This window comes from Mitsuaria sp. RG, assembly GCF_028369275.1.
Lineage (GTDB): Bacteria > Pseudomonadota > Gammaproteobacteria > Pseudomonadales > Pseudomonadaceae > Aquipseudomonas > Aquipseudomonas peradeniyensis.
Map to the genome: position 1 here is coordinate 1 of NZ_JAQMYQ010000024.1, position 24,398 is coordinate 24,398.

Annotated in this window: 27 protein-coding genes and 1 pseudogene; 8 read left to right on the forward strand and 20 right to left on the reverse strand. The window is 64.3% G+C overall.

Annotation, left to right across the window (positions count from 1 at the left end):
- Positions 1 to 95: 95 nt before the first annotated feature.
- The gene (locus POF53_RS14730) at positions 96 to 1,247 is read right to left on the reverse strand and encodes an acyl-CoA dehydrogenase family protein (RefSeq protein WP_050705342.1); all 1,152 of its coding nucleotides are present in this window, start codon (positions 1,245 to 1,247) and stop codon (positions 96 to 98) included.
- Between the two features lie 16 nt (positions 1,248 to 1,263).
- Positions 1,264 to 2,334, reverse strand: coding sequence for an enoyl-CoA hydratase/isomerase family protein (locus POF53_RS14735; protein WP_254464571.1), 1,071 nt, complete (start codon positions 2,332 to 2,334; stop codon positions 1,264 to 1,266).
- Between the two features lie 406 nt (positions 2,335 to 2,740).
- Between POF53_RS14735 and POF53_RS14740 the strand changes: the two genes are divergently transcribed.
- The 3 genes from POF53_RS14740 to POF53_RS14750 all read left to right on the forward strand — a co-directional run bounded on the left by POF53_RS14740 (position 2,741) and on the right by POF53_RS14750 (position 6,553).
- Positions 2,741 to 3,589, forward strand: coding sequence for a helix-turn-helix transcriptional regulator (locus tag POF53_RS14740; RefSeq protein WP_498968247.1), 849 nt, complete (start codon positions 2,741 to 2,743; stop codon positions 3,587 to 3,589).
- Positions 3,590 to 3,657: 68 nt separating this feature from the next.
- Positions 3,658 to 5,148: an aldehyde dehydrogenase gene (locus POF53_RS14745; RefSeq protein ID WP_498968249.1), complete on the forward strand. Its 1,491-nt coding sequence runs from the start codon at positions 3,658 to 3,660 to the stop codon at positions 5,146 to 5,148.
- Positions 5,149 to 5,170: 22 nt separating this feature from the next.
- A complete protein-coding gene (locus POF53_RS14750; protein ID WP_232857241.1) occupies positions 5,171 to 6,553 on the forward strand; it encodes an aspartate aminotransferase family protein in 1,383 nt (460 codons plus the stop codon).
- Positions 6,554 to 6,683: 130 nt separating this feature from the next.
- On the opposite strand, the gene POF53_RS14755 is transcribed toward POF53_RS14750, so the two are convergent.
- From POF53_RS14755 to POF53_RS14790, 8 genes are all read right to left on the reverse strand, one after another.
- On the reverse strand, positions 6,684 to 7,085 hold the full coding sequence (locus tag POF53_RS14755; RefSeq protein WP_203652552.1) for an ACT domain-containing protein: 402 nt from the start codon (positions 7,083 to 7,085) through the stop codon (positions 6,684 to 6,686).
- A 102-nt stretch (positions 7,086 to 7,187) separates the two neighbouring features.
- Entirely contained in the window at positions 7,188 to 7,676 is a 489-nt protein-coding gene (locus POF53_RS14760; protein ID WP_498968252.1) for a DUF2878 domain-containing protein, read from the reverse strand.
- A gap of 3 nt (positions 7,677 to 7,679) precedes the next feature.
- Positions 7,680 to 8,939, reverse strand: coding sequence for an SAM-dependent methyltransferase (locus POF53_RS14765; RefSeq protein WP_203652554.1), 1,260 nt, complete (start codon positions 8,937 to 8,939; stop codon positions 7,680 to 7,682).
- Positions 8,914 to 9,723: a DUF1365 domain-containing protein gene (locus tag POF53_RS14770; RefSeq protein WP_254464566.1), complete on the reverse strand. Its 810-nt coding sequence runs from the start codon at positions 9,721 to 9,723 to the stop codon at positions 8,914 to 8,916. The genes POF53_RS14765 and POF53_RS14770 overlap by 26 nt, the downstream gene beginning before the upstream one ends.
- Positions 9,720 to 10,967, reverse strand: coding sequence for an NAD(P)/FAD-dependent oxidoreductase (locus POF53_RS14775; RefSeq protein WP_498968255.1), 1,248 nt, complete (start codon positions 10,965 to 10,967; stop codon positions 9,720 to 9,722). Before POF53_RS14775 ends, POF53_RS14770 begins: the two co-directional genes overlap by 4 nt.
- Positions 10,968 to 10,973: 6 nt before the next feature.
- Entirely contained in the window at positions 10,974 to 11,726 is a 753-nt protein-coding gene (locus POF53_RS14780) for an SDR family NAD(P)-dependent oxidoreductase (protein WP_498968257.1), read from the reverse strand.
- Positions 11,723 to 12,145 (reverse strand): nuclear transport factor 2 family protein, encoded by a 423-nt coding sequence (locus tag POF53_RS14785; RefSeq protein ID WP_498968259.1) that lies wholly within the window; start codon positions 12,143 to 12,145, stop codon positions 11,723 to 11,725. The genes POF53_RS14780 and POF53_RS14785 overlap by 4 nt, the downstream gene beginning before the upstream one ends.
- A 105-nt stretch (positions 12,146 to 12,250) precedes the next feature.
- A complete protein-coding gene (locus tag POF53_RS14790) occupies positions 12,251 to 12,697 on the reverse strand; it encodes a PAS domain-containing protein (RefSeq protein ID WP_498968261.1) in 447 nt (148 codons plus the stop codon).
- 153 nt (positions 12,698 to 12,850) lie between these two features.
- Here POF53_RS14790 and POF53_RS14795 point away from each other — a divergent pair, with 153 nt between their 5' ends.
- Positions 12,851 to 13,738 carry a MerR family transcriptional regulator gene (locus POF53_RS14795; protein ID WP_203652560.1) on the forward strand — a complete coding sequence of 296 codons (888 nt, stop codon included), beginning with the start codon at positions 12,851 to 12,853 and terminating at the stop codon, positions 13,736 to 13,738.
- A gap of 7 nt (positions 13,739 to 13,745) precedes the next feature.
- Here POF53_RS14795 and POF53_RS14800 read toward each other — a convergent pair whose 3' ends face one another.
- The 5 genes from POF53_RS14800 to POF53_RS14820 all read right to left on the reverse strand — a co-directional run bounded on the left by POF53_RS14800 (position 13,746) and on the right by POF53_RS14820 (position 16,842).
- On the reverse strand, positions 13,746 to 14,438 hold the full coding sequence (locus POF53_RS14800) for a malate dehydrogenase (protein WP_498968263.1): 693 nt from the start codon (positions 14,436 to 14,438) through the stop codon (positions 13,746 to 13,748).
- Complete coding sequence (locus POF53_RS14805) at positions 14,357 to 14,677, reverse strand: lactate/malate family dehydrogenase (protein ID WP_498968265.1); 321 nt, start codon at positions 14,675 to 14,677, stop codon at positions 14,357 to 14,359. Before POF53_RS14805 ends, POF53_RS14800 begins: the two co-directional genes overlap by 82 nt.
- Before the next feature lie 299 nt (positions 14,678 to 14,976).
- The gene (locus POF53_RS14810) at positions 14,977 to 15,681 is read right to left on the reverse strand and encodes an anti-sigma factor (protein ID WP_498968267.1); all 705 of its coding nucleotides are present in this window, start codon (positions 15,679 to 15,681) and stop codon (positions 14,977 to 14,979) included.
- Complete coding sequence (locus POF53_RS14815) at positions 15,669 to 16,226, reverse strand: sigma-70 family RNA polymerase sigma factor (RefSeq protein WP_498968269.1); 558 nt, start codon at positions 16,224 to 16,226, stop codon at positions 15,669 to 15,671. Before POF53_RS14815 ends, POF53_RS14810 begins: the two co-directional genes overlap by 13 nt.
- Positions 16,227 to 16,308: 82 nt before the next feature.
- Positions 16,309 to 16,842, reverse strand: a complete 534-nt coding sequence (locus POF53_RS14820; RefSeq protein ID WP_498968271.1) for a DUF3455 domain-containing protein — start codon at positions 16,840 to 16,842, stop codon at positions 16,309 to 16,311.
- Positions 16,843 to 17,135: 293 nt separating this feature from the next.
- Between POF53_RS14820 and POF53_RS14825 the strand changes: the two genes are divergently transcribed.
- Positions 17,136 to 19,037: a potassium transporter Kup gene (locus tag POF53_RS14825; RefSeq protein WP_498968273.1), complete on the forward strand. Its 1,902-nt coding sequence runs from the start codon at positions 17,136 to 17,138 to the stop codon at positions 19,035 to 19,037.
- A 162-nt stretch (positions 19,038 to 19,199) separates the two neighbouring features.
- Here POF53_RS14825 and POF53_RS14830 read toward each other — a convergent pair whose 3' ends face one another.
- The 3 genes and pseudogenes from POF53_RS14830 to POF53_RS14840 all read right to left on the reverse strand — a co-directional run.
- A complete protein-coding gene (locus tag POF53_RS14830; RefSeq protein WP_337994565.1) occupies positions 19,200 to 19,742 on the reverse strand; it encodes a Fic/DOC family protein in 543 nt (180 codons plus the stop codon).
- Between the two features lie 65 nt (positions 19,743 to 19,807).
- On the reverse strand, positions 19,808 to 19,981 hold the full coding sequence (locus POF53_RS14835; protein WP_498968276.1) for a YhfG family protein: 174 nt from the start codon (positions 19,979 to 19,981) through the stop codon (positions 19,808 to 19,810).
- 252 nt (positions 19,982 to 20,233) lie between these two features.
- Positions 20,234 to 20,353 (reverse strand): annotated as a pseudogene (locus POF53_RS14840) (LysR family transcriptional regulator); the annotation flags it as partial.
- A gap of 236 nt (positions 20,354 to 20,589) precedes the next feature.
- Between POF53_RS14840 and POF53_RS14845 the strand changes: the two are divergent.
- From POF53_RS14845 to POF53_RS14855, 3 genes are all read left to right on the forward strand, one after another.
- The gene (locus tag POF53_RS14845; protein ID WP_254464582.1) at positions 20,590 to 21,573 is read left to right on the forward strand and encodes a DUF1852 domain-containing protein; all 984 of its coding nucleotides are present in this window, start codon (positions 20,590 to 20,592) and stop codon (positions 21,571 to 21,573) included.
- A gap of 27 nt (positions 21,574 to 21,600) precedes the next feature.
- Positions 21,601 to 22,629, forward strand: coding sequence for a methionine synthase (locus tag POF53_RS14850; RefSeq protein WP_498968278.1), 1,029 nt, complete (start codon positions 21,601 to 21,603; stop codon positions 22,627 to 22,629).
- 102 nt (positions 22,630 to 22,731) lie between these two features.
- Positions 22,732 to 23,226 (forward strand): flavin reductase family protein, encoded by a 495-nt coding sequence (locus POF53_RS14855; RefSeq protein WP_498968280.1) that lies wholly within the window; start codon positions 22,732 to 22,734, stop codon positions 23,224 to 23,226.
- A gap of 361 nt (positions 23,227 to 23,587) precedes the next feature.
- Here the strand turns inward: POF53_RS14855 and POF53_RS14860 are convergent, their stop codons facing one another.
- Positions 23,588 to 24,049 (reverse strand): type II toxin-antitoxin system YhaV family toxin, encoded by a 462-nt coding sequence (locus POF53_RS14860; RefSeq protein ID WP_156859478.1) that lies wholly within the window; start codon positions 24,047 to 24,049, stop codon positions 23,588 to 23,590.
- Positions 24,049 to 24,366, reverse strand: a complete 318-nt coding sequence (locus POF53_RS14865; protein ID WP_232857222.1) for a type II toxin-antitoxin system PrlF family antitoxin — start codon at positions 24,364 to 24,366, stop codon at positions 24,049 to 24,051. The genes POF53_RS14860 and POF53_RS14865 overlap by 1 nt, the downstream gene beginning before the upstream one ends.
- Between the last annotated feature and the right edge of the window lie 32 nt (positions 24,367 to 24,398).

The following is a 24,398-nucleotide window of genomic DNA, read 5'->3' on the forward strand; positions in this document are numbered from 1 at the left end:
CCACGCTGGAACTCTGTTACCTGCGCGACAGCGTAGCCCGAAGGGCTGGGCGATCTCCTACAGGGATCGTGCGTGGCTTGAGGCAATGGCCGGGCTCACACCGTGTAATGCTTCAACTCACGCGCAATCAGCATGCGCTGGATCTCGCTGGAACCCTCGTAGATCTGGGTAATGCGCGCATCGCGATAGTACTTCTCCACCGGATAGTCTTCCAGGTAGCCGTACCCGCCATGCACCTGGATCGCCATCGAGCAGACCCGTTCGGCCATCTCCGAGGCGAACAGCTTGGCCTGGGAGGCCTCCGACAGGCAAGGCTTGCCGGCACTGCGCAGGCGCGCGGCATGCAGGATCAGCAGGCGCGCAGCGTTGACCTGCACCTGCATGTCGGCCAGCAGGTTGGCAATGCTCTGGTGCTCGTTGATCGGCTTGCCGAACTGGATGCGCTCGCGGGAGTAGGTCAGCGCCGCCTCGAACGCCGCGCGGGCAATGCCCAGGGCCTGGGCGGCGATACCGATACGCCCGCCTTCGAGGTTGGACAGGGCGATGGCCAGGCCCTTGCCGCGCTCGCCCAGCAGGTTGGCGGCCGGGATGCGGCAGTCGTCCAGGGTCACCGCGCAGGTGTCGGAGGCACGAATGCCCATCTTGTGCTCGCTGCGGTCGACCTTGAAGCCTGGGTTGTCGGTCGGCACCAGGAAGGCCGAGAGGCCTTTCTTGCCCAGTTCCGGGTCGGTCACGGCAAAGACGATGGCCAGCTTGGCCCGGCGGGCGTTGCTGACGAACTGTTTGGCGCCGTTGATGACCCACTGGCCATCGACCAGCTCGGCGCGGGTGCGCAGGTTGTGGGCCTCGGAGCCGGCCTGGGGCTCGGTCAGGCAGAAGCAGCCGATCGCCTCGCCACTGGCCAGTCGCGGCAGCCAGGCCTGCTGCTGCTCGGGCGTGCCGTAGGCCAGCAGCGGGCCGCAGCCCACCGAGTTGTGGATGCTCATCATCGCCCCGGTGGCGCCATCGGCGGCGGAGATTTCCTCCACCGCCAGGGCGTAGGCCACGTAGTCGGTGTAGCTGCCGCCGAACTGCTCCGGGGCGACCATGCCGAGCAGGCCCAGTTCGCCCATCTTGCGCACCACGTCATCGTCGATCCAGCCGGCCTTTTCCCAGGCCTGGGCATGGGGCGCGATCTCGCCGCGGGCGAAATCGCGGGCCATGTCGCGGATCATGATCTGCTCTTCGCTCAGTTCCAGGTCTTGCATCTGTGTACTCCCGGGCTCACAGGCCTTCGAAGAATTGGTCGACCCGCTGGGCGGTGAGACCGGCCAGGGTCGGCGGGTTCCAGCGGGGTTGCTTGTCCTTGTCGACGATCAGGGCGCGCACGCCTTCGATGATGTCGCCGTGGGCGAACCACTGGCGGTCGATGTGCAGTTCCATGGCGAAGCAGTCTTCCAGGGCCAGGTGGCGGCCACGGCGCAGCAGTTCCAGGGTGACCGCCATGGCCAACGGCGAGCGGGTTTCCAGCAGGTCGGCGGTGTCCAGCGCCCATTGGCGGCTATCGCCGATGGTCACGGCGCGCAGTTGCTCGATGATGCTCGGCAGGTCGGGCAGGGCGAAGAAGTGGTCGATCACCGGGCGCAGTGTCGCCAGCGGCGCGTCCGCCAAGGTCTGGGTGCCCAGCTTGGCGAGCAAGCCTTGCAGGTCCTTGAGCGGGTTGGCGCCGAAGGTCAGGCGGTCGAGCCCGTCATCCAGGGCCGCGAGCTGCTCACTGTCGACGTACCAGTCGGCCAGGCCGCAGTAGAGGGCATCGGCAGCCTTGACCTGGCTGCCGCTGACGCCCAGGTAGATACCCAGTTCGCCCGGTACCCGGGGCAGGAAGTAGCTGCCGCCGACATCCGGGAAGTAACCGATGCCCACCTCGGGCATGCCCAGGCGGCTGCGTTCGGTGACGATGCGCAGGTCGCAGCCCTGGGCCAGGCCCATGCCGCCGCCGAGGGTGAAGCCGTCCATCAGCACCAGCACCGGCTTGCGGTAGCGGTGGATGCACAGGTCCAGGGCGTATTCCTCGACGAAGAAGTCCTCGTGCAGCTTCTCGCCGGCCTTGTAGCTGTCGTGCAGCGAGCGGATATCGCCACCGGCGCAGAAGCCCTTGGGGCCCTCGCCACGCAGCATCACGGCGTGCACCTGCGGATCCTGGGCCCATTGGTCGAGGTGGCGCTGCAGGCTGCGTACCATGTCCAGGGTCAGGGCGTTGAGGCCGGTGGGGCGATTAAGGGTGAGGTGGCCAATGTGGTTGCGGACCTCGGCCAGTACCTGATCCGTTGCCGAGGGTTGAGCGTGCGCGGTCATCGCGGTCTCCCTGCTTTGTTATTGATTTTCCAGGTGAAGTCCTGGAATGCGCGGGCGGATCGAACGATCCTGTCATGCAAAATTACCCTGCACAATTGGCAAATCTGCAGGGTTACCCTGCATTTTTGTCGCCATGCGCATTCCAAGTCTGATGCAGCACTGTAGCAACTCCACGCCCCCTGTAGGAGCGGCCTTGTGCCGCGAAAGGGCCGCAAAGCGGCCCCAGGATTTCAATACTGATGCGAAGGTCGCCGGGGCCGCTTGCGGCCCTTTCGCGGCACAAGGCCGCTCCTACAGGGGGACGTGCAGCAATTGAGACTGGCTCCTCACCCCGAAGGGTGATAGCCGCCCCGTCCCCCCCATGAAACAATCCCGCCCAGCACTCACCCTGGCGGGGACAACAACAATGAGCAACGCCCAGCTGAATTCGCCCGACTGGTACGCGCAGATGGCCCGCGTGGTCGACGCCATTGGCACGCCCGGCTTCGTCGAGGCGTTGTTCGCTGCCCTCAACCAGCTGGCGCCGTGCCAGGCCATCACGGTGTTCCTGTACCCGCGCAAGGGCTTGCCGTCGGCGCTGTTCGCCAAGGACGACGAGGGGCCCTGGCTGCCCGAGGGCAATGTGCAGAAGTACCTCGAAGGCTACTACCTGCTGTGCCCGTTCTACCGCGCCTGCATGGACGGCATGCCCGCCGGCTGCTACCGCCTGAGTGATGTCGCGCCCGATCATTTCAAGCGCAGCGAGTACTACACCTCCTTCTACCAGCATGCCCACCTGGAGGACGAGCTCAACTACCTGATGCCGCTGGACGCCCAGCTGTCCATCGCCGTGGCCCTGGGCAGCACCCGGCGCCTGGGCAGTCGCCAGGTGGCCGAGCTCAAGTGCATCGCCGCCTGGGTGGTGGCAGTGGTGCGCCGACACTGGGGGCAGCTGGATGCCGAGGCCCTGGGCGGACGCTTCGAGAGCGCGCTGGGGCGGCAGATCAACGCCGCGCTGAACAATTTCGGCTCATCCCTGCTCACCGAGCGTGAATGCCATATCGCCCAATACCTGCTGCGCGGCCATTCCACGCGCTCGCTGGCCGAGCGCCTGGGGATCAGCGAAGACACCGTCAAGACCCACCGCAAGAACCTCTACGCCAAGCTCGACATCGCCACCCAGGCCGAGCTGTTCTCACTGTTCATCGCCTCGCTGGCCCAGGCCCAGGAAGGCCTGAGCAAGGACCCGCTGGAAAGCTACCTGCGACGGCGCTGAACCACCGTTTCACCTTATCCAGACAACGACAATCACTGGCCCCGCGTGTGGCCGGAGGGGAGACCTGCGTGCATACGAAAAGCGATTGGCAGCAGCGCGCTGCACGGCAAAGCTTCATCACCAGCGCGTTGATCGACGGCCGCCCGGTGGCGGCCCGCGACGGCGCCACCTTCGCCGCCGTCAACCCGGCGACCGAGCAGTGCCTGGCCCAGGTCGCCGCCTGCGCCGACCATGAGATCGACCAAGCGGTGCGCGCCGCTCGCCGCGCCTTCGAGCACGGCCCTTGGGCACGCATGGCGCCGGCCGAGCGCAAGCGCGTGCTGCTGCGCCTGGCCGAGCTGATGCTGGCCCACCGCGAGGAACTGGCGCTGCTCGACTCGCTGAACATGGGCAAGCCGGTGATGGACGCCTACAGCATCGACGTACCCGGTGCTGCGCATGTGTTCGCCTGGTATGGCGAGGCGCTGGACAAGCTCTACGACCAGGTCGCGCCGACCGCCGCCAGCGCTGTGGCAATGATCAGCCGCGAGGCGTTGGGCGTCATCGGCGCGGTGGTGCCGTGGAACTTCCCGCTGGACATGGCTGCCTGGAAGGTTGCCCCGGCGTTGGCCGCAGGCAACAGCGTGGTCCTTAAGCCCGCCGAGCAGTCGCCATTCTCGGCCCTGCGCCTGGCGGAGCTTGCACTGCAGGCCGGGCTGCCGGAAGGCGTGCTCAACGTGGTGCCGGGCCTGGGTGAAACCGCGGGCCGCGCCCTGGGGCTGCACCCGGACGTGGACTGCCTGGTGTTCACCGGCTCCACCCAGGTGGGCAAGTACTTCATGCAGTACTCGGCGCAGTCCAACCTCAAGCAGGTGTGGCTCGAATGCGGCGGCAAGAGCCCGAACCTGGTGTTCGACGACTGCCGCGACCTCGACCTGGCGGCGCAGAAGGCGGCGTTCGGCATCTTCTTCAACCAGGGCGAGGTGTGCTCGGCCAACTCGCGGCTGTATGTGCAGCGCTCGATCCATGACGAGTTCGTCGAGCGCCTGCTGCGCCAGGCCCGTGAGTGGCTGCCGGGCGACCCGCTGGATCCGGCCAGCCGCGCCGGCGCCATCGTCGATGCCGGGCAGACCGCACGCATCGAGGCGGCCATCGCCCAGGGCCGGGCCGAGGGCGCGCGCCTGCTGTGCGGCGGTGAGCGGCTGAGCGTCAACGGCTCGCAGAACTTCATCACGCCGACGATCTTCACCGATGTGCGCCAGGACATGGCCCTGGCCCGCGAGGAAATCTTCGGCCCGGTGCTGGCGGTCAGCGCCTTCGACGACGAGGAGCAAGCCATCGCCCTGGCCAACGACAGTGTCTACGGCCTGGCCGCATCGGTCTGGAGCGACGACCTCAACCGTGCCCACCGCGTGGCCCGACGACTGAAGGCCGGCACGGTGTCGGTCAACACCGTCGATGCCCTGGACGTCACCGTGCCGTTCGGCGGCGGGCGCCAGTCGGGCTTTGGCCGCGACCTCTCGCTGCATTCGTTCGACAAGTACACCCAGCTCAAGACCACCTGGATCCAGCTGCGCTGACATTCACCCGAGGAGAACAACAATGAACGCACCTTTTGCGCCCAAACGCGACACCCGCGACTACCAGGCCAGCGACGCCGCCCACCACATCCACGCCTTCCTCGACCAGAAGGCGCTCAACGCCGAGGGGCCACGGGTCATCACCCGGGGTGAAGGCCTGTACCTGTGGGACAACGACGGCCGCCGCTACCTGGACGGCATGTCCGGCCTGTGGTGCACCCAGCTCGGCTATGGCCGCAAGGACCTGACCGCCGCCGCCGCCGCGCAGATGGACCAGCTGGCGTACTACAACATGTTCTTCCACACCACCCACCCGGCGGTGATCGAACTGTCCGAGCTGCTGTTCAGCCTGCTGCCGGGCCACTACAGCCACGCCATCTACACCAACTCCGGCTCCGAGGCCAACGAGGTGCTGATCCGCACTGTGCGTCGCTATTGGCAGGTGGTCGGCCAGCCGAGCAAGAAGATCATGATCGGCCGCTGGAATGGCTACCACGGCTCGACCCTGGCGGCCACGGCGCTGGGCGGGATGAAGTTCATGCACGAGATGGGCGGGCTGATCCCGGACGTTGCGCATATCGACGAGCCGTACTGGTTCGCCGCGGGCGGCGAGCTGACCCCGGCCGAGTTCGGCCGACGCTGCGCCCTGCAACTGGAGGAGAAGATCCTCGAGCTGGGCGCCGAGAACGTTGCCGGTTTCATTGCCGAGCCGTTCCAGGGCGCCGGCGGCATGATCTTCCCGCCCGAGAGCTACTGGCCCCAAATCCAGCGCATCTGCCGCCAGTACGATGTGCTGCTGTGCGCCGACGAGGTGATCGGCGGTTTTGGTCGCACCGGCGAATGGTTTGCCCACCAGCACTTCGGTTTCGAGCCCGACACCCTGTCCATCGCCAAGGGCCTGACCAGTGGCTACGTGCCCATGGGCGGGCTGGTGCTGAGCAAGCGCATCGCCGAGGCGCTGGTGGAGCGGGGCGGGGTATTCGCCCACGGCCTGACCTATTCCGGTCACCCGGTGGCAGCAGCGGTGGCGGTGGCTAACCTCAAGGCCCTGCGCGACGAAGGCATTGTGCGCCAGGTCAAGGAAGACACCGGACCGTACCTGCAGCGCATCCTGCGCGAGGTGTTCGCCGATCACCCGCTGATCGGCGAGGTGCAGGGCGCCGGGTTGGTGGCGGCGTTGCAGTTCGTCGAGGACAAGGCCACGCGCAGGCGTTTCGCCAATGAGAACGACCTGGCCTGGCAGTGCCGCACGTTCGGCTTTGAAGAGGGGGTGATCATTCGCTCCACCCTGGGGCGGATGATCATGGCGCCGGCGCTGGTGGCCAGCCGAGGCGAGCTGGATGAGCTGGTGGAGAAGACCCGTATTGCGGTGGATCGGGTGGCGGGGATGGTTGGCAGACGCTGAGTCTGGCTTGAGATCCTGGGGCCGCGTTGCGGCCCTTTCCGGCCGGTCCGACGCCTCGGCTAGGCCGCTCCTACAGGGGTACGCGATCCGGGTAGGAGCGGCCTTGCGCCGCGAAAGGCCTGACTTATGATTATCCAGCGTTGTCAGACAGTGCCTTCAACACCGTCATGGCGCTCTGGGCATCGTCCACGCCGACAAAGATGTGGTCATGGTAATAGGCCGCCACTACGTTGCAGCTGATGCCCGCCTTGCCCAGCGCGGTGGCGAACGCCGCAGTCAGGCCCACGGCCTCGAGGGAAGAGTGGACGGTTAGCGTGATCCAGGCGCAGACATAGGTGTAGGGCAGCTGCATCGCGTCCGCGACCGTTCGCTCCAGGATGACCGTCCAGCCTTCGCGCTCCCTGAAGCTGCCTACAATGTTCAGGTCTTGCAGCTGCGAGGCGTCAGTGACCGTGGCAAAGACATATTCGCCATCATTGAGTTCGGGCCTCATGGACTGGAGAAGTTTTTCAATCGAGGTTTCGCCATGCATCGCCTGGGCTCCTTGAATTGTGAGTCGGCAGTCTAGAGCGTTCACCGGGGGCGAATGAAATTAGCATTGCACGCAGGGCATTAGGACAATCGATTTCGCCGCTCAGCGCCACGCTGCCAGGCGTACCAGCGCGGGCAGCAGCAGCGCCCAGATCGGCGCCAGCAGCAGGGCGGTGGTGACCGCGCCCAACGGCAGGTCGACCTGCGCCAACCGGGCACCGGCCAGATAGGCCAGCGGCCCGCCCAACGCACCCAGCACCGCCCCGCACCAGAACGGCTGGCCGGCCCAGGCCAGGCTATGGCGCAGGCCGCTGGCCAACACCAGCCACATCAAAACCAGCCACACGGGTAGCGGACGGCTGTCGAAAGTAAACACGCCAATCGCGCCCAACAGGCTGTCCACCAGGCAGCCGGCCAGCGTCACGCGCAGTAGCGCCCAAGCCTCGCCAGGGCGATCCTGGCAGAGGTATACATGCACCGCCATGACCGGCGGCACCACCAGCAGCAACCCGGGCCATCGGGCGCCGAGCACGCACAGCCACCAGCCGGCCTGCAGCCACAGGGCATTGGCGATCAGCCAGCCACGGCGCATGGGTCAGTGCCCGGGCAACGGAGCGCGCCGTGCCAGGGGAGCTGCCCACAGCAACTGGGCGACGCCGATGGCGCGCTCCTCGAAACCGCCCTGGCAGTAGCACAGGTAGTACTCCCACAGGCGCTGGAACATTTCGTCGTAGCCGAGCGCCGTCAGCACACCGCGGGCCTGGCGCAGGTTGTCGCGCCAGTGCCGCAGGGTGCGGGCGTAGTCCAGGCCGAAGTCCTCCAGGTGCACGAGGTTCAGTCCTGTCTGGCGGCTGGCGGTGTCGAGCAGCACGCTCAGCGACGGCAGGGCGCCGCCGGGGAAGATGTAGCGCTGGATGAAGTCCACCGAGCGACAGGCCTGGGCATAGCGCTGGTCGCGGATGGTGATGGCCTGCAGGAGCATCAGCCCGTCGGGCTTGAGCAGCGTAGCGCACTGGCGAAAGTACACAGGCAGGTAACGGTGGCCGACGGCCTCTATCATCTCGATCGAGACCAGTTTGTCGAAGGTGCCCGCCAGGTCGCGATAGTCCTGGCGCAACACCGTCACACGGTGCTCCAGCCCCAGCGCCTGGACGCGCTGCAGGGTGAAGGCGTACTGGGCCTCGGAGAGCGTCGTGGTGGTGACCCGGCAGCCGTGCCGGGTCGCGGCGTGGATCGCCAGGCTGCCCCAGCCGCTGCCGATCTCCAGCAGGTGATCCTGCGCACGCAGTTCGAGTTTGCGGCAGATCTGCTCCAGCTTGTTCAGCTGGGCCTGCTCCAGGGGTTGCTCGGGGTGTTCGAACCGGGCCGCCGAGTACATCATGGTCGGGTCGAGCAGGTGTTCGAACAGGACGTTGCCCAGGTCGTAGTGGGCCAGGATATTGCGTTTGGCGCCGCGCCGGTTGTTGCGGTTCAGGCGATGCAGCAGGCGCAGCAGGGGGCGACCCAGACGCGCCAGGCCACCCTCCAGGGCGTCCAGTACCTCCAGGTTGGCCACGAACAGCCGGGTCACGGCCGCCAGGTCCGGGCTGTGCCAGTAGCCATGGATGTAGGCTTCGCCGGCACCGATCGAGCCATTGCCGGCCACCAGGTTCCAGGCCGCGCCTTCAAGGATCTCCACTTCGGCCTGCAACGGGCTGTCGGTGTCGCCGAAGCTCCATTGCCGTCCCCGCTCGCGCAGCCGCAGGTGGCCGTGGCGTAGCTTGCCCAGTTGCGCCAGCACCGCGCTGCGGGCCAGTCCACCCAATAGCGGTGTGAGGCCTGCAGATTTGCTAACGCTCAGGGTGGGGTTCGACATGGTCGGGCTCCTCGCGGCGATGGCCGAGCGCCAGGGTGCCCTGGCTGGCGGTATGGTCGTGAACGGGGACACGCTTGAACAACAGGCGCAGGGCTTGCCAGTAGATGGCCGAGACGGTGCGCAGGCTCATCCAGGGGAAGGACAGCAGGTAGCGATGCAGCGCGGCGCGGTCCAGCGGCTGGCGGCGCACGGCGAGGTCGGCTTCGAAGACCTTCTGGCCGTCTTGCCAGTTCTCCATGTGCACGTGAATCCGCTGCGTATCCAGATGGAAGTGCAGGTGGTAGTCCATGGCCATCGGCAGGAAGGGCGATACGTGAAAGGCCTTGGCCATGGTGAACGGTTGCTCGAGGCCGTCCCGCACCGGCAGCACATAGTGGAAGCGCTCGCGCCATGGCGTGTTGCGCACTTCCAGCAGAATCGCCGCCAACTGCTCGTCGCGGTCATGGCAGAAGTACAGGCTCACCGGATTGAACGACAGCCCCCAACTGCGCAACTGTGTCAGCAGGCGCACCGGGCCTTCGGGAACCTGGCCGGTGGCCTGGCCGACCAGTCGGCGGGCGGCCTGGGCCAGCGGCTCGCCCTTGCCGGTCAGCGCCGGCAGGTAGTCGGTCTCGCGCCAGCTCAGGGGCGCCAGTCGCCAGCGCCCCACCCAGCGCGACAGGCCCAGCAACCGGGCCTGCTCGTCGAGGTCCAGGTAGAACATGCCGATCCGGTAGCGGAAGGCATGCGACCGGGGCCCCAGGCGTCGATGGCTGACCCAGCCCGGGCACAGGCTGCTGTTCACAATTGCTCTCCGAAGTGTTCGGCGACCTTGAGCGCACTGACCACGCCGTCTTCGTGAAAGCCGTTGCCCCAGTAGGCGCCGCAGTAGTAGCTGTGGTGCTGGCCCTGCAGCTCGGCCTGGCGGGCCTGGGCGGCGGTGGCGGCGAGGCTGTATTGAGGGTGGGCGTACTGGTAGCGGGCGATGATCTGCGCCGGGTCTACACGTGAGGTCTGGTTGAGGCTGACGCAGAAGGTCACCGGGGCCTGGATGCCCTGCAGGATGTTCATGTTATAGGTCAGCGCGGCTGGGGCCTGTTCGGGGCCGCCCAGGCGGTAGTTCCAGCTGGCCCAGGCCTTGCGCCGGCGCGGCAGCAGGCGGGTGTCGGTGTGTAGCAGCACATCGTTGCTGGCGTAGGTGATGGCCCCAAGCACCGCGCGCTCCTGGGCGCTGGGTGCTTCCAGCAGGGCCAGGGCCTGGTCGCTGTGGCAGGCGAACACCACGTTGTCGAAGCGCTCACTACCGGCCTTGCCGTGCAGGGTGACGCCGCCTTCGTCGCGGCTCACCCGGTCGACCTTGCACGCCAGGCGAATGCGCTCGGCGAACGGTCGGCACAGCGGTGCGACATAGCTGCGCGAACCACCCTCGATGACCTGCCACTGCGGACGCCGGTTCACCGAGAGCAGCCCATGGTTGCGACAGAAACGCACGAAGAACTGCAGGGGAAAACCGAGCATGTCCGCCCGTGACATCGACCAGATCGCCGAGCCCATCGGCACGATGTAGTGCTCGACGAAGCGCCGGCCATAGCCCTGTGCCTGGAGGTAGCTGCCCAGGGTGGTGGACGGATCGATGCGCCCGCCGTCCAGTTCGGCCAGGGCCTGGCGGTTGAAGCGCAGGATATCGCGCAGCATGCCCCAGAACCCCGGCGACAGCAGGTTGCGCCGTTGCGCGAACAGGGTGTCGAGGTTGTGGCCGTTGTATTCGAGGCCGCTGTCCGGGTCATGCACCGAGAAGCTCATCTGGGTCGGACGCGAGGCGACCCCGAGCTGGTCGAGCAGGCGGATGAAATTCGGGTAGGTCCAGTCGTTGAACACGATGAAGCCGGTATCCACCGCGTGGCGCTCGCCACGCCAGGCCACTTCGACGGTATGGGTGTGGCCGCCGATCCAGTCGTCGGCCTCGAACACCGTGACCTCGTGGCGGCGCGACAGCAGGTGGGCGCAGGTCAGGCCGGCGATGCCGCTGCCTATGATCGCGATGCGCATGGCGGGCTATTCCTGTGGCCGTCTTGCCAGGCGTCGACCCAGCGCCAGGCGCCAACGCGGCGGCAGCGCGCCGAGCAGGCGCAGGACCAGGGTGAACGCAGCAGGGAAGTTGATTTCCAGCGGCCGCCCGGGCAGGCGCCGGGCGATATGGCGGGCGGCGCGCTGCGCCGTCCAGCGCTGGGGCATGGGGAAGTCGTTGCGCCGGGTCAGGGGCGTATCGACGAAGCCGGGGCTGACCAGGGTGACATCGATGCCTTCATTGGCCAGGTCGATGCGCAGCGATTCGATCAGGTAACGCACGGCGGCCTTGGATGCGCCATAAGCGCCGGCCCGGGGCAGGGCGAGCCAGGCCACCGAACTGCCCATCACCACCACATGCGGGCGCTCGCCACGGCGCAGCAAGGGCAGGGCGATGGCCAGGCAATGACACAGGCCCAGCAGGTTGGTGCGCACCACGCGCTCGACCAGGTCAGGGTCGAATCGACCCGGCTCCAGGTATTCACAGGTCCCGGCGTTGAGGATGACCCCGTCCAGCGCGCCCCAGGCTTGCTGCAGTTCCCCGGCGATCAACGCCAGCCGTTCGCGGTCGTCGATATCGCCAAGGGCCGCCAGCGCCTGCCCGGGAAAGCGTTCGACCAGGGGCGCCAGGCGCTCGGCGCAACGGCCGCCCAGGGCCACCTGGTGCCCCTGTTCCAGCAGTTGCCCGGCCAGTGCGGCGCCGATGCCGCTGCTGGCGCCGGTCAGCCAGTAGCGGCTCATGCCAGCCGACCCTTGAGCCAGCGGATGGCGCCGCCCATGACCGGGACATGTTCATAGAGCAGGGCACCGGCGTCGAAGTAGTCCTGGTGAACCTGTACCCGTTGCTGCCACTGCAGATGGCTGCAGCCCTGCAGGCTGATGGGCCGGCCACCGGCCAGGCGTGGATGGCGAAAGTGCAGGGTCCAGCGCAAGTAGCCCTGCCCGGGCCGGACCTCGTCGGCGTCGGTGAAGGCATAGCGGATGTCGTGGGCGTTGGCGTAGAGCTGGGCGAAGTACGCCTTCAGGGCCGGCAGGCCATCGACCCGGTGCAGCGGGTCGCGAAAGCTGACATCTTCGCTGTACAGGTTTTCCAGCGAGTCCAGGTTGCCCCGGTGCAGGCGGGCGAAGCATTCGGCGAACTGCTGCAGGTAGTCTGACATGCGCGGCTCCGGGCAATCCTGTACAACGATGGCGAGTTGTACAGGTATGACTGAAGCCTAGGTCTAAAATTGTACAAACACAATCTTCTTGTACAGCTTTTGCCGTCAGCGTCCGGCTGCCGCCAGCGCCTCGCGCAAGCGCGCGACCTCCGCTTCCAGCTCGCGCACTTTCTCCTCGGCATCCACCTGGGCCGTGACATCGCGCTGGATACCGATGTAGTAGGTCAGTTGGTCGGCTTCGTTGCGTACCGGGGTGATCGACAGCTCGTTCCAGAACGGGCTGCCATCCTTGCGGTAGTTGCGCAGCACCTGGCGGCAGGGGCGGCCTGCGCGGATCGCCTGGCCGATGGCGGCGACGCCCGGCTGGTCATGGTCGGTGCCCTGGAGAAAGCGGCAGTCCTGGTAGAGGATGTCGTCCGTGGCGTAGCCGGTGAGCCGTTCGAAGGCCGGGTTGACGTAGATGAGAATGCTGTCGTTGCCCTCCTGTTCGGCGACGACGATGCCATCGTTGGACTGCTCGACCATCAGTTGCAGGAGTTTCGCGTTGATCATGGAGCTCACCTGTCGGATCGTGTGTGCGAATGCGCAGCGTAGCTTCCGTGCGAGAACCTCGGGCGCGTGTGCCGACCATGATGACCCAAGCAGGCTCGCCGCAACAGGTACCCATGGGGTTAGAATGTGTCTTCACCCATTCGAACCCTGGCCATGACCGACGCCCCTTCCTTCGACTTGCTGCCCATGCGCGACGTGGTCAGCCTGACCGGCATCAACCCCGTGACGTTGCGCGCCTGGGAGCGCCGCCATGGCCTGATCAGCCCGCAGCGCACCGAAGGCGGGCACCGGCTGTACACGGCCAGGGATGTCCAGCGCATTCGCGACATACTGCGCTGGACCGGCAATGGCGTGCCTATCAGCAAGGTTGGCGGGTTGCTCGCCGGCCAGCCCGAAGCGCCCCCCGCGCAGGACGATGCCTTTCACGACTGGCGCCTGGCCGTTGTCCGGGCGACCAAGGCGTTCGACGCGCAGGCTTTGGAAGGCATTCACGGGCAGTTGTTCACGCTGTTGCCCAAGGCCTCGGTGATGCACGAGGTGTTCATGCCGGTGTGGCGCGAGCTGGCCGAAGGTGAGGCCTTCGGCGAGCGCAGCCAGTGGCTGTTCCTGGACACCTTCCTGCGCGCCCGTCTGCTGCTGCGCCTGCACATGAACCAGGCCGATGCGCCACGGGTGCTGCTGGCCGGCGCCGAGGGCCTGGCCGAGCTGCAGTTGCTGTGTGCCGGCCTGCTGCTGAGTGATCGGCGCCAACGCATCGAGGTGCTGGGGTGTGGCCAGCCGCTGGAGGAGCTGGCGCTGGTGTGCAGGGCAATCCAGCCGGCGGTGCTGGTGGTTGCGGTGCGGGGGCCGGTAAGCGCGGCCTTGGCGAAACGACTGCGTTCGTTGCAGATGGAGATCGCTTGCCCGCTGGCGCTGGTGGGCGAGGGGCTGGGGGCTTCGCAGGCGATGCTGCAGGGGATTCCGGTGTGTCTGCTGGATGAGTGTGATCCTCAGGCGCCCGGCATGCTTGATGCGTTGATCAGGGGCGCCTTGGATCTGTGATGGCTACCTACAGCGCCTTCATCTCCGCAATATCCCGCGCCACCTGATCCGCGGAGCGGTCGAACATCGCCTGTTCCTGCGCATCCAGCGGCAGCTCGATCACCCGCGTGATGCCCGCGTCCGAGAGCACGCAGGGAACCCCCATGGCGATATCCGTGCGTCCATACTCGCCCTCGAGAATCGCGACCGCCGGCAGGATGCGGCTGCGCCCGTTGGCAATCGCATCCACCATCTGCGCGATCGCCACGCCCGGCGCATCGCAGGCGCTGCCGACCTTCTTCAGGGCAAGGATCTCGCCGCCACCTTTACGGGTACGCTCAACGATCTGCTCGATCTGCTCACTGGACAGCAAGTGCGCCAGCGGCACCGCACCGACCATGCAATAACGCATCAAAGGCACCATGCTGTCGCCGTGCCCACCCAGGACCAGCGCCGTGATATCCCGTGCCGAAAACCCGGTCTGCTCGGCGATGAAACATTTCATGCGCGCGGTATCCAGCACCCCCGCCTGGCCGAACACCTTGTCGCGGCCCAGTCCACTCAGGCTCCAGGCCCGGTAGGTGAGCACGTCGACCGGATTCGACACCACCAGCACCGTCGCGGTTGGCGCCTGCTGTTTCACATCGCGCATGATGCCGTCGAGTATCGGCAGGTTGATGGCCAGGACATCCTGGCGCGACTGGCCAGGCTTGCGCGGCACGCCCGCACAGTGATCACCACCAGATCGGAACCCTGCAGCAATTGCGCATCCGACCCGCCGTGCACCTTGGTATCGGACCCGGACTCCACCGCCGCCTGCCAGACATCCAGCGCCTTGCCCTGCGCCAGTTCACCCTGGACGTCGATCAGCGCTAGTTCACGGCAGAGCGCGTCCCGGGCGATGACCTGGGCCGCTGCCTCACCGACGATACCGGCACCCACGATTGATAGTTTGTTCACCTCGCACCTCCTCGTGGCTCGCGTTACCCGCAACACGCGCGCCTGTACAGGGAAGTATTGCCTGCCCGGGCGAAAAGGCTACCCGAGGTGCAGCCCTGTGGGCCCTTGGAGCCATCCCTTTCAAGGTTTTTGCGTTTTTTGGGATATGGCCGCTCTAATTCAAGATTGCCGGGGTCGCTTTGCGACCCTTTCGCGGCACAAGGCCGCTCCTACAGGCGATCGCGCCCCCCTTGTAGGAGCGGCCTCGTGCCGCGAAAGGGCCGCAAAGCAGCCCCGGCGATTCGAAGCCGGACGCCAATTCAGAGCACTTTGACCGCCCGCCCGATGAACTGCACAGGCCCGTTCGGACGTCCGCTTGCAGAGCCACCCGCATTCTCCAGGGTCAGCTCGAACAACTGGTTGGGCTCTACCGCAGGCAGGCGCTCCAGCGGCACGGTGACCTGCTCCCCAGGTTTGATCAGCCCAAGCGAGATTGGTGCTGGCCACTGTTCACCCTTGGTCCAGAACTGCAGGACCTTGCCTCCCGGGACCTCGGACTTGCCCAAGGGAATCAGCTGGACCTGATCAGCGCCACGGGCCTGGACCACCCAGCCAGGTGCCTGGGTGGCAGGCGCCACCAGCACGACCATATAGGTGGTGGCAGGCGACTGTACCGTCAGCAGTGCAAGACCCAGTAACAGACTGGCTGCAAGGCCGGCACCGGCCAGCCCTTGCCACAGCCCCAGGCGTCGCCACCATGAGGGCTGGGCAGGGCGGTCGCCCAGGCTACGGTTGATCCGTTGCCACAGTCGGGGACTGGGCGCAAGTGGCGTGGCCAGCGCGTTCAAGCCCAGCAGTCGCTGCTCCCAAGCGTCCACGGCGTCACGCAAGGCACGGTCCCTGTCCAGGCGCTTGAGCACGGTCTCCTGCTGTTCGGCCGACAACGTGCCTAGCACGTACTCCCCGGCCAGTTGCTCGAGGTCATCGGTGCTTTCGTTACCCGGCTCGTTGGTCATCCCATGCACTCCCGCAGCGCCTTGAGGCTGCGTTTGATCCACGACTTGACCGTGCCCAGCGGGGTGTCGAGCAGGCGGGCGATCTCGGCATGGCTGCAGCCGTCGACGTAAGCATGCAGGATGCACTTGCGCGGCGCGGCGTCGAGCTGGTCGAGGCAGCGGTGAATCCTCGGTGCATCGGCCTGCAAGGTCATGTCATCGTGATAGGGCGCGATATCGACGATGGCGACATCGTCGATCACCACTTCTCGGCGGGTATCGCGTATGAAGTTCAAGGCCAGGTGCCGGGTCAGGCTGTACACCCAGCCACGCGCCGAGCCTCGGGCCGGATCGAAGCTGTCCGCGCGGGTCCAGATGCGGATGAAGGCGTCATGGACGATGTCCTCGGCGGTGGCGTGGTCGCGGGCGATGCGCCGGGCCACGCCGAGCAGCCGGGCACCCTCCTGGTCGTAAAGCGCCTGCAGGGCGCCGCGATCGCCCCTGGCACAGGCCTGGAGACAGCGCTCGTAGTCGAATGGCGTCGTGGGCAGGTTCAAGGTCGGGCCGATCCTCATGCTACCGGGAGCCCCGGCCGGTCGGCCGGGGACTGTCGATGAGCGTAGCTCAAGGGTGCTGGCGCGCCTTGCGCGCAGGCCCTCAGTTGGCGGCCCAGAAGATGTAGTCGGCCTGGTACTTGACGATCTGCTTCTCGCCCTTGTTCTGCGCCGTGCAGGCGGTCTGCGGGGCGACACCGCCACGGGTGGCCAGGCGCTGGACGAAGCTGACGCCGCTCATGGCGCCCTTGCCCTCGGCTGGGTTGGCCTTGACCAGCTGGAACGGTAGGTCACCCTTGGCCGCCGGGGCGATGGCCAGCTGGGTGCCGGTGATCTTCGAGCCGTCCTTGGCCTGCCAGGTGGCGGGCGGGCCGAAGTAGTCGCCCACGGTCTTGCCGGCCCGGTCCTTGAGCACGGCCTTCGGGCCGACGAAGGTCCATTCGGTCTGGCCGGGGGCGTCGGCCTTGTCGCGGCATTCGTAGGTGATTTCGCCGACACCGACGGTTTCCAGCGCCACCTTGTGGCCGTCCGGCACCTTGACGGCATCGGGGACCCCGGTCTGGGCGTGGGCGGTCGGCAGCAGCATGGCCAGGGCGAGGCCGCAGGCGGTCAGGAACGAAACGTGTGCGATGTTCATCGAGCGATCTCCTGGTGGGGGCATGGCAGGGCATTCAACTGTTGCCCTGAGGTGAATACCCACCAGAACGGGATCTGGATGCACTCAATCGTAAAAAGAGAGACCTGGCCGACGGAACGCAAGGTGGCCAGCAGTCTTCCTCCGATGTCGAGCGCTCATCGGGCAATGGCGTTTCTTTACGCTTTCTTTATGCCGGCCTTTGCAGGTTGAGAAGATACTGGCGCGGTTTTTCTGCCCCCCCCAGCCTGCCTGCCCGCATTCAGTGTTTACGCGATACTGACGAGACGTTACCTGTGAGCCAATCCGCAATCGTTGAAAACCCGTCCCACGCCAACAAGAGCACGGGCATCGGCCTGCTGGTCGCCGCCGTCGGCGTCGTCTATGGCGACATCGGCACCAGTCCCCTGTACACGCTCAAGGAGGTGTTCTCCGGCCATTTCGGCGTGCAGGCCAACCTTGAGGGGGTGCTGGGTATCCTGTCGCTGGTGTTCTGGTCGTTGATCTGGGTGGTTTCGGTAAAGTACGTCCTGTTCATCCTGCGCGCCAGCAACCAGGGCGAGGGCGGGATCATGGCGCTGACCGCGCTGGCCAGGCGGGCGGCACGTCCCTATCCGCGGCTGAGCAAGGTGCTGGTGCTGCTGGGGCTGTTCGGCGCGGCGCTGTTCTACGGCGACAGCATGATTACCCCGGCCATCTCCGTGCTGTCGGCGGTGGAGGGCCTGCAACTGGGCATCGACGGCATCGAGCACTGGGTCGTGCCCCTGGCGGTGGTGGTGTTGGTCGGGCTGTTCATCATCCAGAAGCACGGCACCGCGCGCATCGGCATCCTGTTCGGGCCGGTGATGGTGCTGTGGTTCGTGGTGCTGGCTGCGCTAGGCATCCATGGCATCGTGCAGCGGCCCGAGGTGCTGCAGGCGCTGAACCCGTCCTGGGCGGCGCACTTCTTCGTCGCCCATCCGGGCATCGGCGTGGCGATTCTGGGTGCCGTGGTGCTGGCCTTGACCGGTGCCGAGGCGCTTTATGCCGACATGGGGCACTTCGGCCGCAAGCCGATTTCCCGCGCGTGGTTCATCCTGGTGCTGCCGGGCCTGGTGCTCAACTACTTCGGCCAGGGTGCGCTGATCCTCGACAACCCGGCAACGGTGCGCAACCCGTTCTACCTGCTGGCCCCCGAGTGGGCGCTGCTGCCGATGGTCGCGCTGGCCACCCTGGCCACCATCATCGCCTCGCAGGCGGTGATCTCCGGCGCCTTCTCGCTGACCCGCCAGGCCATCCAGCTGGGCTATGTGCCGCGCATGTTCATCCAGCACACCTCCAGCGAAGAGCAGGGGCAGATCTATATCGGCATGGTCAACTGGGCGCTGATGGTCGGCGTGGTGCTGCTGGTGGTCGGCTTCGAGTCGTCCAGCGCCCTGGCGGCGGCCTACGGCGTCGCGGTGACCGGCACCATGCTGATCACCACGCTGCTGGCCTCGGCGGTGGTGCTGTTGCTATGGAAGACCCCGCGCTGGCTGGCGATTCCCTTGCTGCTGGGCTTTCTGCTGGTGGACGGCCTGTACTTCGCCGCCAACGCGCCGAAGATCCTGCAGGGCGGCGCCTTCCCGGTGATCGCCGGCCTGGCGCTGTTCGTGCTGATGACCACCTGGAAGCGCGGGCGCAGCATCATCGTCGAGCGCCTGGATGAAACCGCCTTGCCGCTGCCCTTGTTCATCGCCAGCGTGCAGGCGCAGCCGCCCCATCGCGTGCAGGGCACGGCGGTGTTTCTTACCGCCCGCTCCGATGCGGTGCCCCACGCGCTGTTGCACAACCTGCTGCACAACCAGGTGCTGCACGAGCAGGTGGTGCTGCTGACGGTGGTGTCGGAGGATTCGCCGCGGGTGACGCAGGACAAGCGCTTCGAGGTCGAGGCGTTCGGCCAGGGCTTCTTCAGGGTCAGCCTGCACTTCGGCTTCATGGAGGAGCCCGACGTGCCCCTTGCCCTCAGCCACAGCAGCACGACCGAGCTGGACTTCAGCCCCATGCGCACCACCTACTTCCTGAGCCGGGAAACCGTGGTGCCGACCAAGCGAATCGGCATGGCCAAGTGGCGCGAGCACTTGTTCGCCTTCCTGTTGAAGAATGCCAACAGCAACCTGCGGTACTTCAAGCTGCCGCTGAACCGGGTGATCGAACTGGGGACCCAGGTCGAGATGTGAGGGGGCATCACGGGGCGCCGGTAGCTTACTATCCTGAATGGCATAGCAGGGGTATGGCGAGGAGTGGCAACGCGCGCCGGGCGCCCAGGACGCCGCCAAAAGTGAACAGCTTATTTCCGAGGCAGGACACTAGTGTGAGCTTGAGCGCGCTGGGTGCTCAATTCAAAAGTCCACTTCCATGATTTCAGAACCGATACATTTATCGAAGATTGCGGCCAGAGGGACATCGTTGCCGTAGTAGGATGCGATACATGCATTGACCCATTCTTCACGGTTGGCCAAGTCCCAATTTATAATGTAACCTGCGTTGAATACCAGACATTCAAATAAGTAGCGCTGTGTTCGTCCGTTGCCTTCCCGGAATGGGTGCGCGACGTTCAACGTACCGTAGGATTGCGCAACAGCGGAAACCAGTTTTTCTCGGGAGTACCCTTCAAACCAGTGCGCGTCGGCCATCTTCGAAAATTCTTTCTCGGTTTCGGACTCGATAAACTCTGGACTGCAGAACCTTGTTCCGCCCTTACTGATTGCTAACGTTCGGGTCTCGCCTGCCCAGCTATACACATTGCAGAACAAGGCATGGTGCACCCGCTTCAAAGCGTCGAGGTTGTAGGGCGGCTGGACAAAGTCCATCGTTTGCAAGGCAATTTCGTTGAGGTACCGCTCGGCCTCTTCAAGGTCATCTGCATCTTGCAGATCAAGCAAGTTTATAAGCACGTCGCTACCCGGGTAGCAATCCGGTGCTTGGTCAGTACCGTACTTGTCTCGGCTCAAGCTTTGATGCGTCGGACGGCATGAAGAGCCGCAGCGCGGGTAGGCAGCTTCACTTCGCCATCGGTAGGGGATGGCACAATGCCCTCAAGGCGCAGGCTGGCCGCGAAATTGGATTTTCGATACTTGGCGAAACAAGCTTTCTTGGCTTGCAAACTCAGCTTATCCATCATTTGCCCTCGAGTCATTGCTTGGTAAGTATAACCGATCGCCCTGCAATGGCGCCACGTCAGACCACGACGTTGCCCTTGGACATCACTCAAAGTCTGTCCGGATGCCTCAAGAACATGGCGATTCGTGAAAGCGGAATTGGCGGTATCAGCGGGCATTCATCGGGGTACAACGGTCGGTGATCATGGGCCTCATATCGCCAGCCCTGATACGACATTGACACCTTCCAGCGTCGCAAACGAAATGTCCTTGGCCGTCAGCTCCGAAGTCCGCACCTGCGCGGGCTCGATGTCCGCGGGCTCGAAAAAACGAGTGAAGATGTCCAGGCGGTGGCGCTCGATGGGGTAGGTGATCAGCGTCTGGCTGGCCAGGTCGCCGCGCTCCAGCGCGGGCAGCGGCGTCGTGCAGGCTATCGGTATCGCGCAGGGCGTGCATCGTGCGCAGGTGCGTTGGATTGATCATGAGTGGAATTAAAGATCATCTCAAGAAAAATGAGTTTGTCTCATTGTGGCCGTTTATTGACAATCCCCCCATTGAATTTTTCCTTCGAAGCCGGGCAAGCAGGAAGACTTTTCAGGATCTATTTCGGGAATCAGGGTGCCGGGTCACAATGAATAAAACCTTCACGTTCGCCATTAAAAGTATTCGTTTCGACGAGGACTATCTGCCTGCGGACAACACCCGCATCACCACCAACTTTGCCAACCTGGCCAGGGGCGCGAGCCGCCAACAGAATCTGCGCAACACGCTGGCGATGATCGACAATCGCTTCAATGCCCTGGCGCATTGGGACAACCCCAAGGGTGACCGTTATTCGGTAGAGCTCGATATCGTTTCCGTCGAGATGAAGATCGCGGGTGAACAGGCAGGCGATGCCTTGCCGTTGATTGAGATCCTGAAAACCAGCATTGTCGACCACAAGACCAACGAGCGCATCGAAGGCATTGTCGGGAACAATTTCTCCTCTTACGTGCGGGACTATGACTTCAGCGTGCTGTTGCTGGAGCACAACAAGGGGCAGTCCGGTTTCAGTACGCCGGAGGCGTTTGGCGAGCTGCACGGGAAACTGTTCAAGCGCTTCGTGAATTCGAGCGCTTTCAAGGAACACTTCAACAAGCCGCCGGTCATCTGCCTGAGCGTTTCGAGCAGCAAGACCTACCAGCGCACTGAAAATCAGCACCCGGTCCTGGGTCATGAATACCAGCAGGATGAGTACTCATTGACCGATGAGTACTTCGCCAAGATGGGCCTGAAGGTGCGCTATTTCATGCCGCCGAACAGTGTCGCGCCCCTGGCGTTTTACTTTGCCGGCGACTTGCTGGGTGATTACAGCAATCTCGAGCTGATCAGCACCATCAGCACGATGGACACCTTCCAGAAGATCTACCGCCCCGAGATCTACAACGCGAACTCGGCGGCAGGCAAGTCCTATCAACCCAGCCTGAAACACCAGGACTACTCGTTGACTCGAATTGTCTACGATCGCGAAGAGCGCAGCCGTCTGGCCATAGAGCAAGGCAAGTATGCCGAAGAACAATTCATCAAGCCGTACCACGCCGTGCTGCAGCAGTGGTCCGCTCATCACGCTGTTTGAACGATCGAATACACAAGGCCTTGCGTCATGAAAAAACTACTCCCCACTTCGACTGCCGGCAGCCTGCCCAAACCGTCCTGGCTGGCCCAGCCGGAAACCCTCTGGTCGCCCTGGAAGCTGCAAGACCAGGTGTTGGTCGAGGGCAAGCAGGATGCGCTGCGCCTGTCGTTGCATGAACAACAACTCGCCGGTATCGATATCGTCAGTGACGGTGAGCAGACCCGTCAGCATTTCGTGACGACCTTCATCGAACACCTGAGTGGCGTTGATTTTGAGAAGCGCGAAACCGTCCGCATTCGTGACCGCTACGACGCGAGTGTTCCGACGGTCGTGGGCGCCGTGGCTCGTCAGAAGCCGGTGTTCGTGGAGGACGCCAAGTTCCTGCGTCAGCAAACCTCGCAGCCGATCAAATGGGCGCTGCCAGGCCCCATGACGATGATCGATACGCTGTATGACGCGCACTATAAAAGCCGCGAAAAGCTGGCCTGGGAATTCGCCAAGATCCTCAACGAGGAAGCCCGCGAGCTTGAGGCTGCCGGCGTTGACATCATCCAATTCGACGAACCCGCCTTCAACGTCTTCTTCGATGAAGTGAATGATTGGGGCGTTGCCACCTTGGAGCGGGCGATCGAAGGCCTGAAATGCGAAACGGCCGTGCACATCTGCTACGGCTATGGCATCAAGGCCAACACCGACTGGAAGAAGACTCTGGGCTCGGAGTGGCGCCAGTATGAGGAGGCGTTCCCCAAGCTGCAGAAATCCAAGATCGACATCGTCTCGCTGGAGTGCCACAACTCCCACGTTCCGATGGAGCTTATCGAGTTGATCTGCGGCAAGAAGGTGATGGTCGGGGCCATCGACGTGGCCAACCACGCCATCGAAACCCCGGAGGAAGTGGCCGATACCCTGCGCAAGGCCCTTCAGTTCGTCGACGCCGACAAGCTCTACCCGTGCACCAACTGCGGCATGGCGCCGTTGCCGCGCGCCGTGGCACGCGGCAAGCTCAATGCACTGAGTGCAGGTGCAGAGATCGTGCGCCGAGAACTCGCGAGGTAAAGCCGAGCGCGGTGTGGGAGGGCTGGGGCGTGCAGCTTCGGCCCTTTTTCATTGTTGGCGGGTTGTATCAAATCTTCAGGACCTACTATGTCGCTTCCTTGTATGGCTATCGAGCCGTTGCGCTTTCGCCAAGCGCTCGGGCACTACGCCTCCGGCATCACGGTGATCACCTCGCACAGTGATGGCGAACCGCTTGGCTTTACCTGCCAGTCGTTCTACAGCGTGTCGATGAATCCGCCGCTGGTGTCGTTCAGCGTCATGTCCAGTTCGGCCAGCTATCCCGGAATTCGCCAGGCCGGCCGTTTCGCGGTCAATATCCTGTCAGGCGAGCAGGTCGGGATTTCCAGCCAGTTCGCTCGGCGTGGCACGGACAAGTGGCAGGGCATCGACTGGCAGACGTCGCCGCTGGGCAATCCGATCATTGCCGGCAGCCTGCACTGGCTCGATTGTGAGATTCACGCCGAACACGCTGCCGGTGATCACCTGATCGTGATTGGCGAGGTGAAGGCGTTGAACGTGCAGGACGCCGACGCCGCGCAGCCACTGCTGTATTTCAAGGGACAGTATCGTAGTCTCGCCGCAGTGGATGCGGCTTGAGTCTTAATTCATCATGCGCGCGATCATGTTACTGCGTCAGGTACAAAGATTGCGCCTAGGGTGGTGTACAGCAGCCACAAAATGCTGCTCACCATCCACAGACTCGATAGCGTAAAAAGCGAGATCCATTGCACCGCGTTACCGAACCGGCGCTTGGTCACGCGAATGGGACTTTCGACCTACAGGCTGTCCGGATCCCCGAAGAACATTTTGACATTCATATAAGTCAAAAGGTTATGAACGGGAAACTGGATTTGTACCCCAGATGTACCCCTTTCAACAGCAGCTACGAGTGGATTCCAGTGGACGCAACGAGGAGGGATCGGTTTCAAACGTGCAATCTCTCACTCACTTGCGTAATTTATGCTTTGGGCTCGTCCCAGTCGCTACGCGTCGCAGCAGTCAGCGCATCCCAGTCATCAGGAGGGTTGCCGCGGCCCAGCATCTTCTCGAATACGGCGTAGGGATCGGATTTGCTGCCTGCGGAGCGTAGGGTATTTTCGTCGTTGACCCATGCATAGACGATGACCTTGGATCTTGAGTCGTAGCGAAAGAACAGCCGAAAGCGCCTGCCGATTTTTGCACGGCGCCAATGTCGGTAGGCGGTGCCCAGCGTATTGCCTTGGCGGAACTCATCACGGCCCGGATCGGCAGGCACAGCCTCCATGATCAGATGGCTCAATGCCCGAAACAGCTTGACGTTGGCGTTGCTCTCAAAACCTTGCGGGTCGTTCTGCTCGGCCCGGGCGGCCGCTTCTTGCAATTTGCGTAGCTGTAACGTCACACCTTCATGGAACAACAGTGTCCAGCCATGTCGCAGCATCAGATCGCGACCTCACCGTCGATATCTTCGTCCAGGTTTACGGAGTGGTTTGCGTTGGCGAGCATGGTTTGCGCCAAGTCTTCCGGCAGAGTGGTGAGGTTGCGGCCGTCTCGGATATCAGCCTCCAGCAAACCCAGGAATGCACCGATGGCAGGGTCTTCGTGGGTGGTTTCTACGCGGCTGACCACGATTTCACCGTTGCGTACGTCGAATGCAATTTTGCCACCTGTGTCTATGCCCAGTAGCTGGCGAACGGATTTTGGCAGCGTGACCTGCCCCTTCGAGGTCAACGTGGCGATTTCGTGGATGGCAGGCATGAGCGTTCTCCCGGATGTATTAACTGAATGGT

Excerpts from the sequence above, each read along its gene's own strand:
- POF53_RS14855 (WP_498968280.1), top strand. The coding sequence starts at position 22,732 with ATGGCTATCGAGCCGTTGCGCTTTCGCCAAGCGCTCGGGCACTACGCC.
- POF53_RS14760 (WP_498968252.1), bottom strand. The coding sequence starts at position 7,676 with ATGCGCCGTGGCTGGCTGATCGCCAATGCCCTGTGGCTGCAGGCCGGC.
- POF53_RS14815 (WP_498968269.1), bottom strand. The coding sequence starts at position 16,226 with ATGAGGATCGGCCCGACCTTGAACCTGCCCACGACGCCATTCGACTAC.
- POF53_RS14790 (WP_498968261.1), bottom strand. The coding sequence starts at position 12,697 with ATGATCAACGCGAAACTCCTGCAACTGATGGTCGAGCAGTCCAACGAT.
- POF53_RS14795 (WP_203652560.1), top strand. The coding sequence starts at position 12,851 with ATGACCGACGCCCCTTCCTTCGACTTGCTGCCCATGCGCGACGTGGTC.
- POF53_RS14785 (WP_498968259.1), bottom strand. The coding sequence starts at position 12,145 with ATGTCAGACTACCTGCAGCAGTTCGCCGAATGCTTCGCCCGCCTGCAC.
- POF53_RS14765 (WP_203652554.1), bottom strand. The coding sequence starts at position 8,939 with ATGTCGAACCCCACCCTGAGCGTTAGCAAATCTGCAGGCCTCACACCG.
- POF53_RS14865 (WP_232857222.1), bottom strand. The coding sequence starts at position 24,366 with ATGCCTGCCATCCACGAAATCGCCACGTTGACCTCGAAGGGGCAGGTC.
- POF53_RS14750 (WP_232857241.1), top strand. The coding sequence starts at position 5,171 with ATGAACGCACCTTTTGCGCCCAAACGCGACACCCGCGACTACCAGGCC.
- POF53_RS14755 (WP_203652552.1), bottom strand. The coding sequence starts at position 7,085 with ATGCATGGCGAAACCTCGATTGAAAAACTTCTCCAGTCCATGAGGCCC.
- POF53_RS14820 (WP_498968271.1), bottom strand. The coding sequence starts at position 16,842 with ATGAACATCGCACACGTTTCGTTCCTGACCGCCTGCGGCCTCGCCCTG.
- POF53_RS14775 (WP_498968255.1), bottom strand. The coding sequence starts at position 10,967 with ATGCGCATCGCGATCATAGGCAGCGGCATCGCCGGCCTGACCTGCGCC.
- POF53_RS14740 (WP_498968247.1), top strand. The coding sequence starts at position 2,741 with ATGAGCAACGCCCAGCTGAATTCGCCCGACTGGTACGCGCAGATGGCC.
- POF53_RS14835 (WP_498968276.1), bottom strand. The coding sequence starts at position 19,981 with ATGATGGATAAGCTGAGTTTGCAAGCCAAGAAAGCTTGTTTCGCCAAG.
- POF53_RS14845 (WP_254464582.1), top strand. The coding sequence starts at position 20,590 with ATGAATAAAACCTTCACGTTCGCCATTAAAAGTATTCGTTTCGACGAG.
- POF53_RS14780 (WP_498968257.1), bottom strand. The coding sequence starts at position 11,726 with ATGAGCCGCTACTGGCTGACCGGCGCCAGCAGCGGCATCGGCGCCGCA.
- POF53_RS14850 (WP_498968278.1), top strand. The coding sequence starts at position 21,601 with ATGAAAAAACTACTCCCCACTTCGACTGCCGGCAGCCTGCCCAAACCG.
- POF53_RS14735 (WP_254464571.1), bottom strand. The coding sequence starts at position 2,334 with ATGACCGCGCACGCTCAACCCTCGGCAACGGATCAGGTACTGGCCGAG.
- POF53_RS14730 (WP_050705342.1), bottom strand. The coding sequence starts at position 1,247 with ATGCAAGACCTGGAACTGAGCGAAGAGCAGATCATGATCCGCGACATG.
- POF53_RS14860 (WP_156859478.1), bottom strand. The coding sequence starts at position 24,049 with ATGCTGCGACATGGCTGGACACTGTTGTTCCATGAAGGTGTGACGTTA.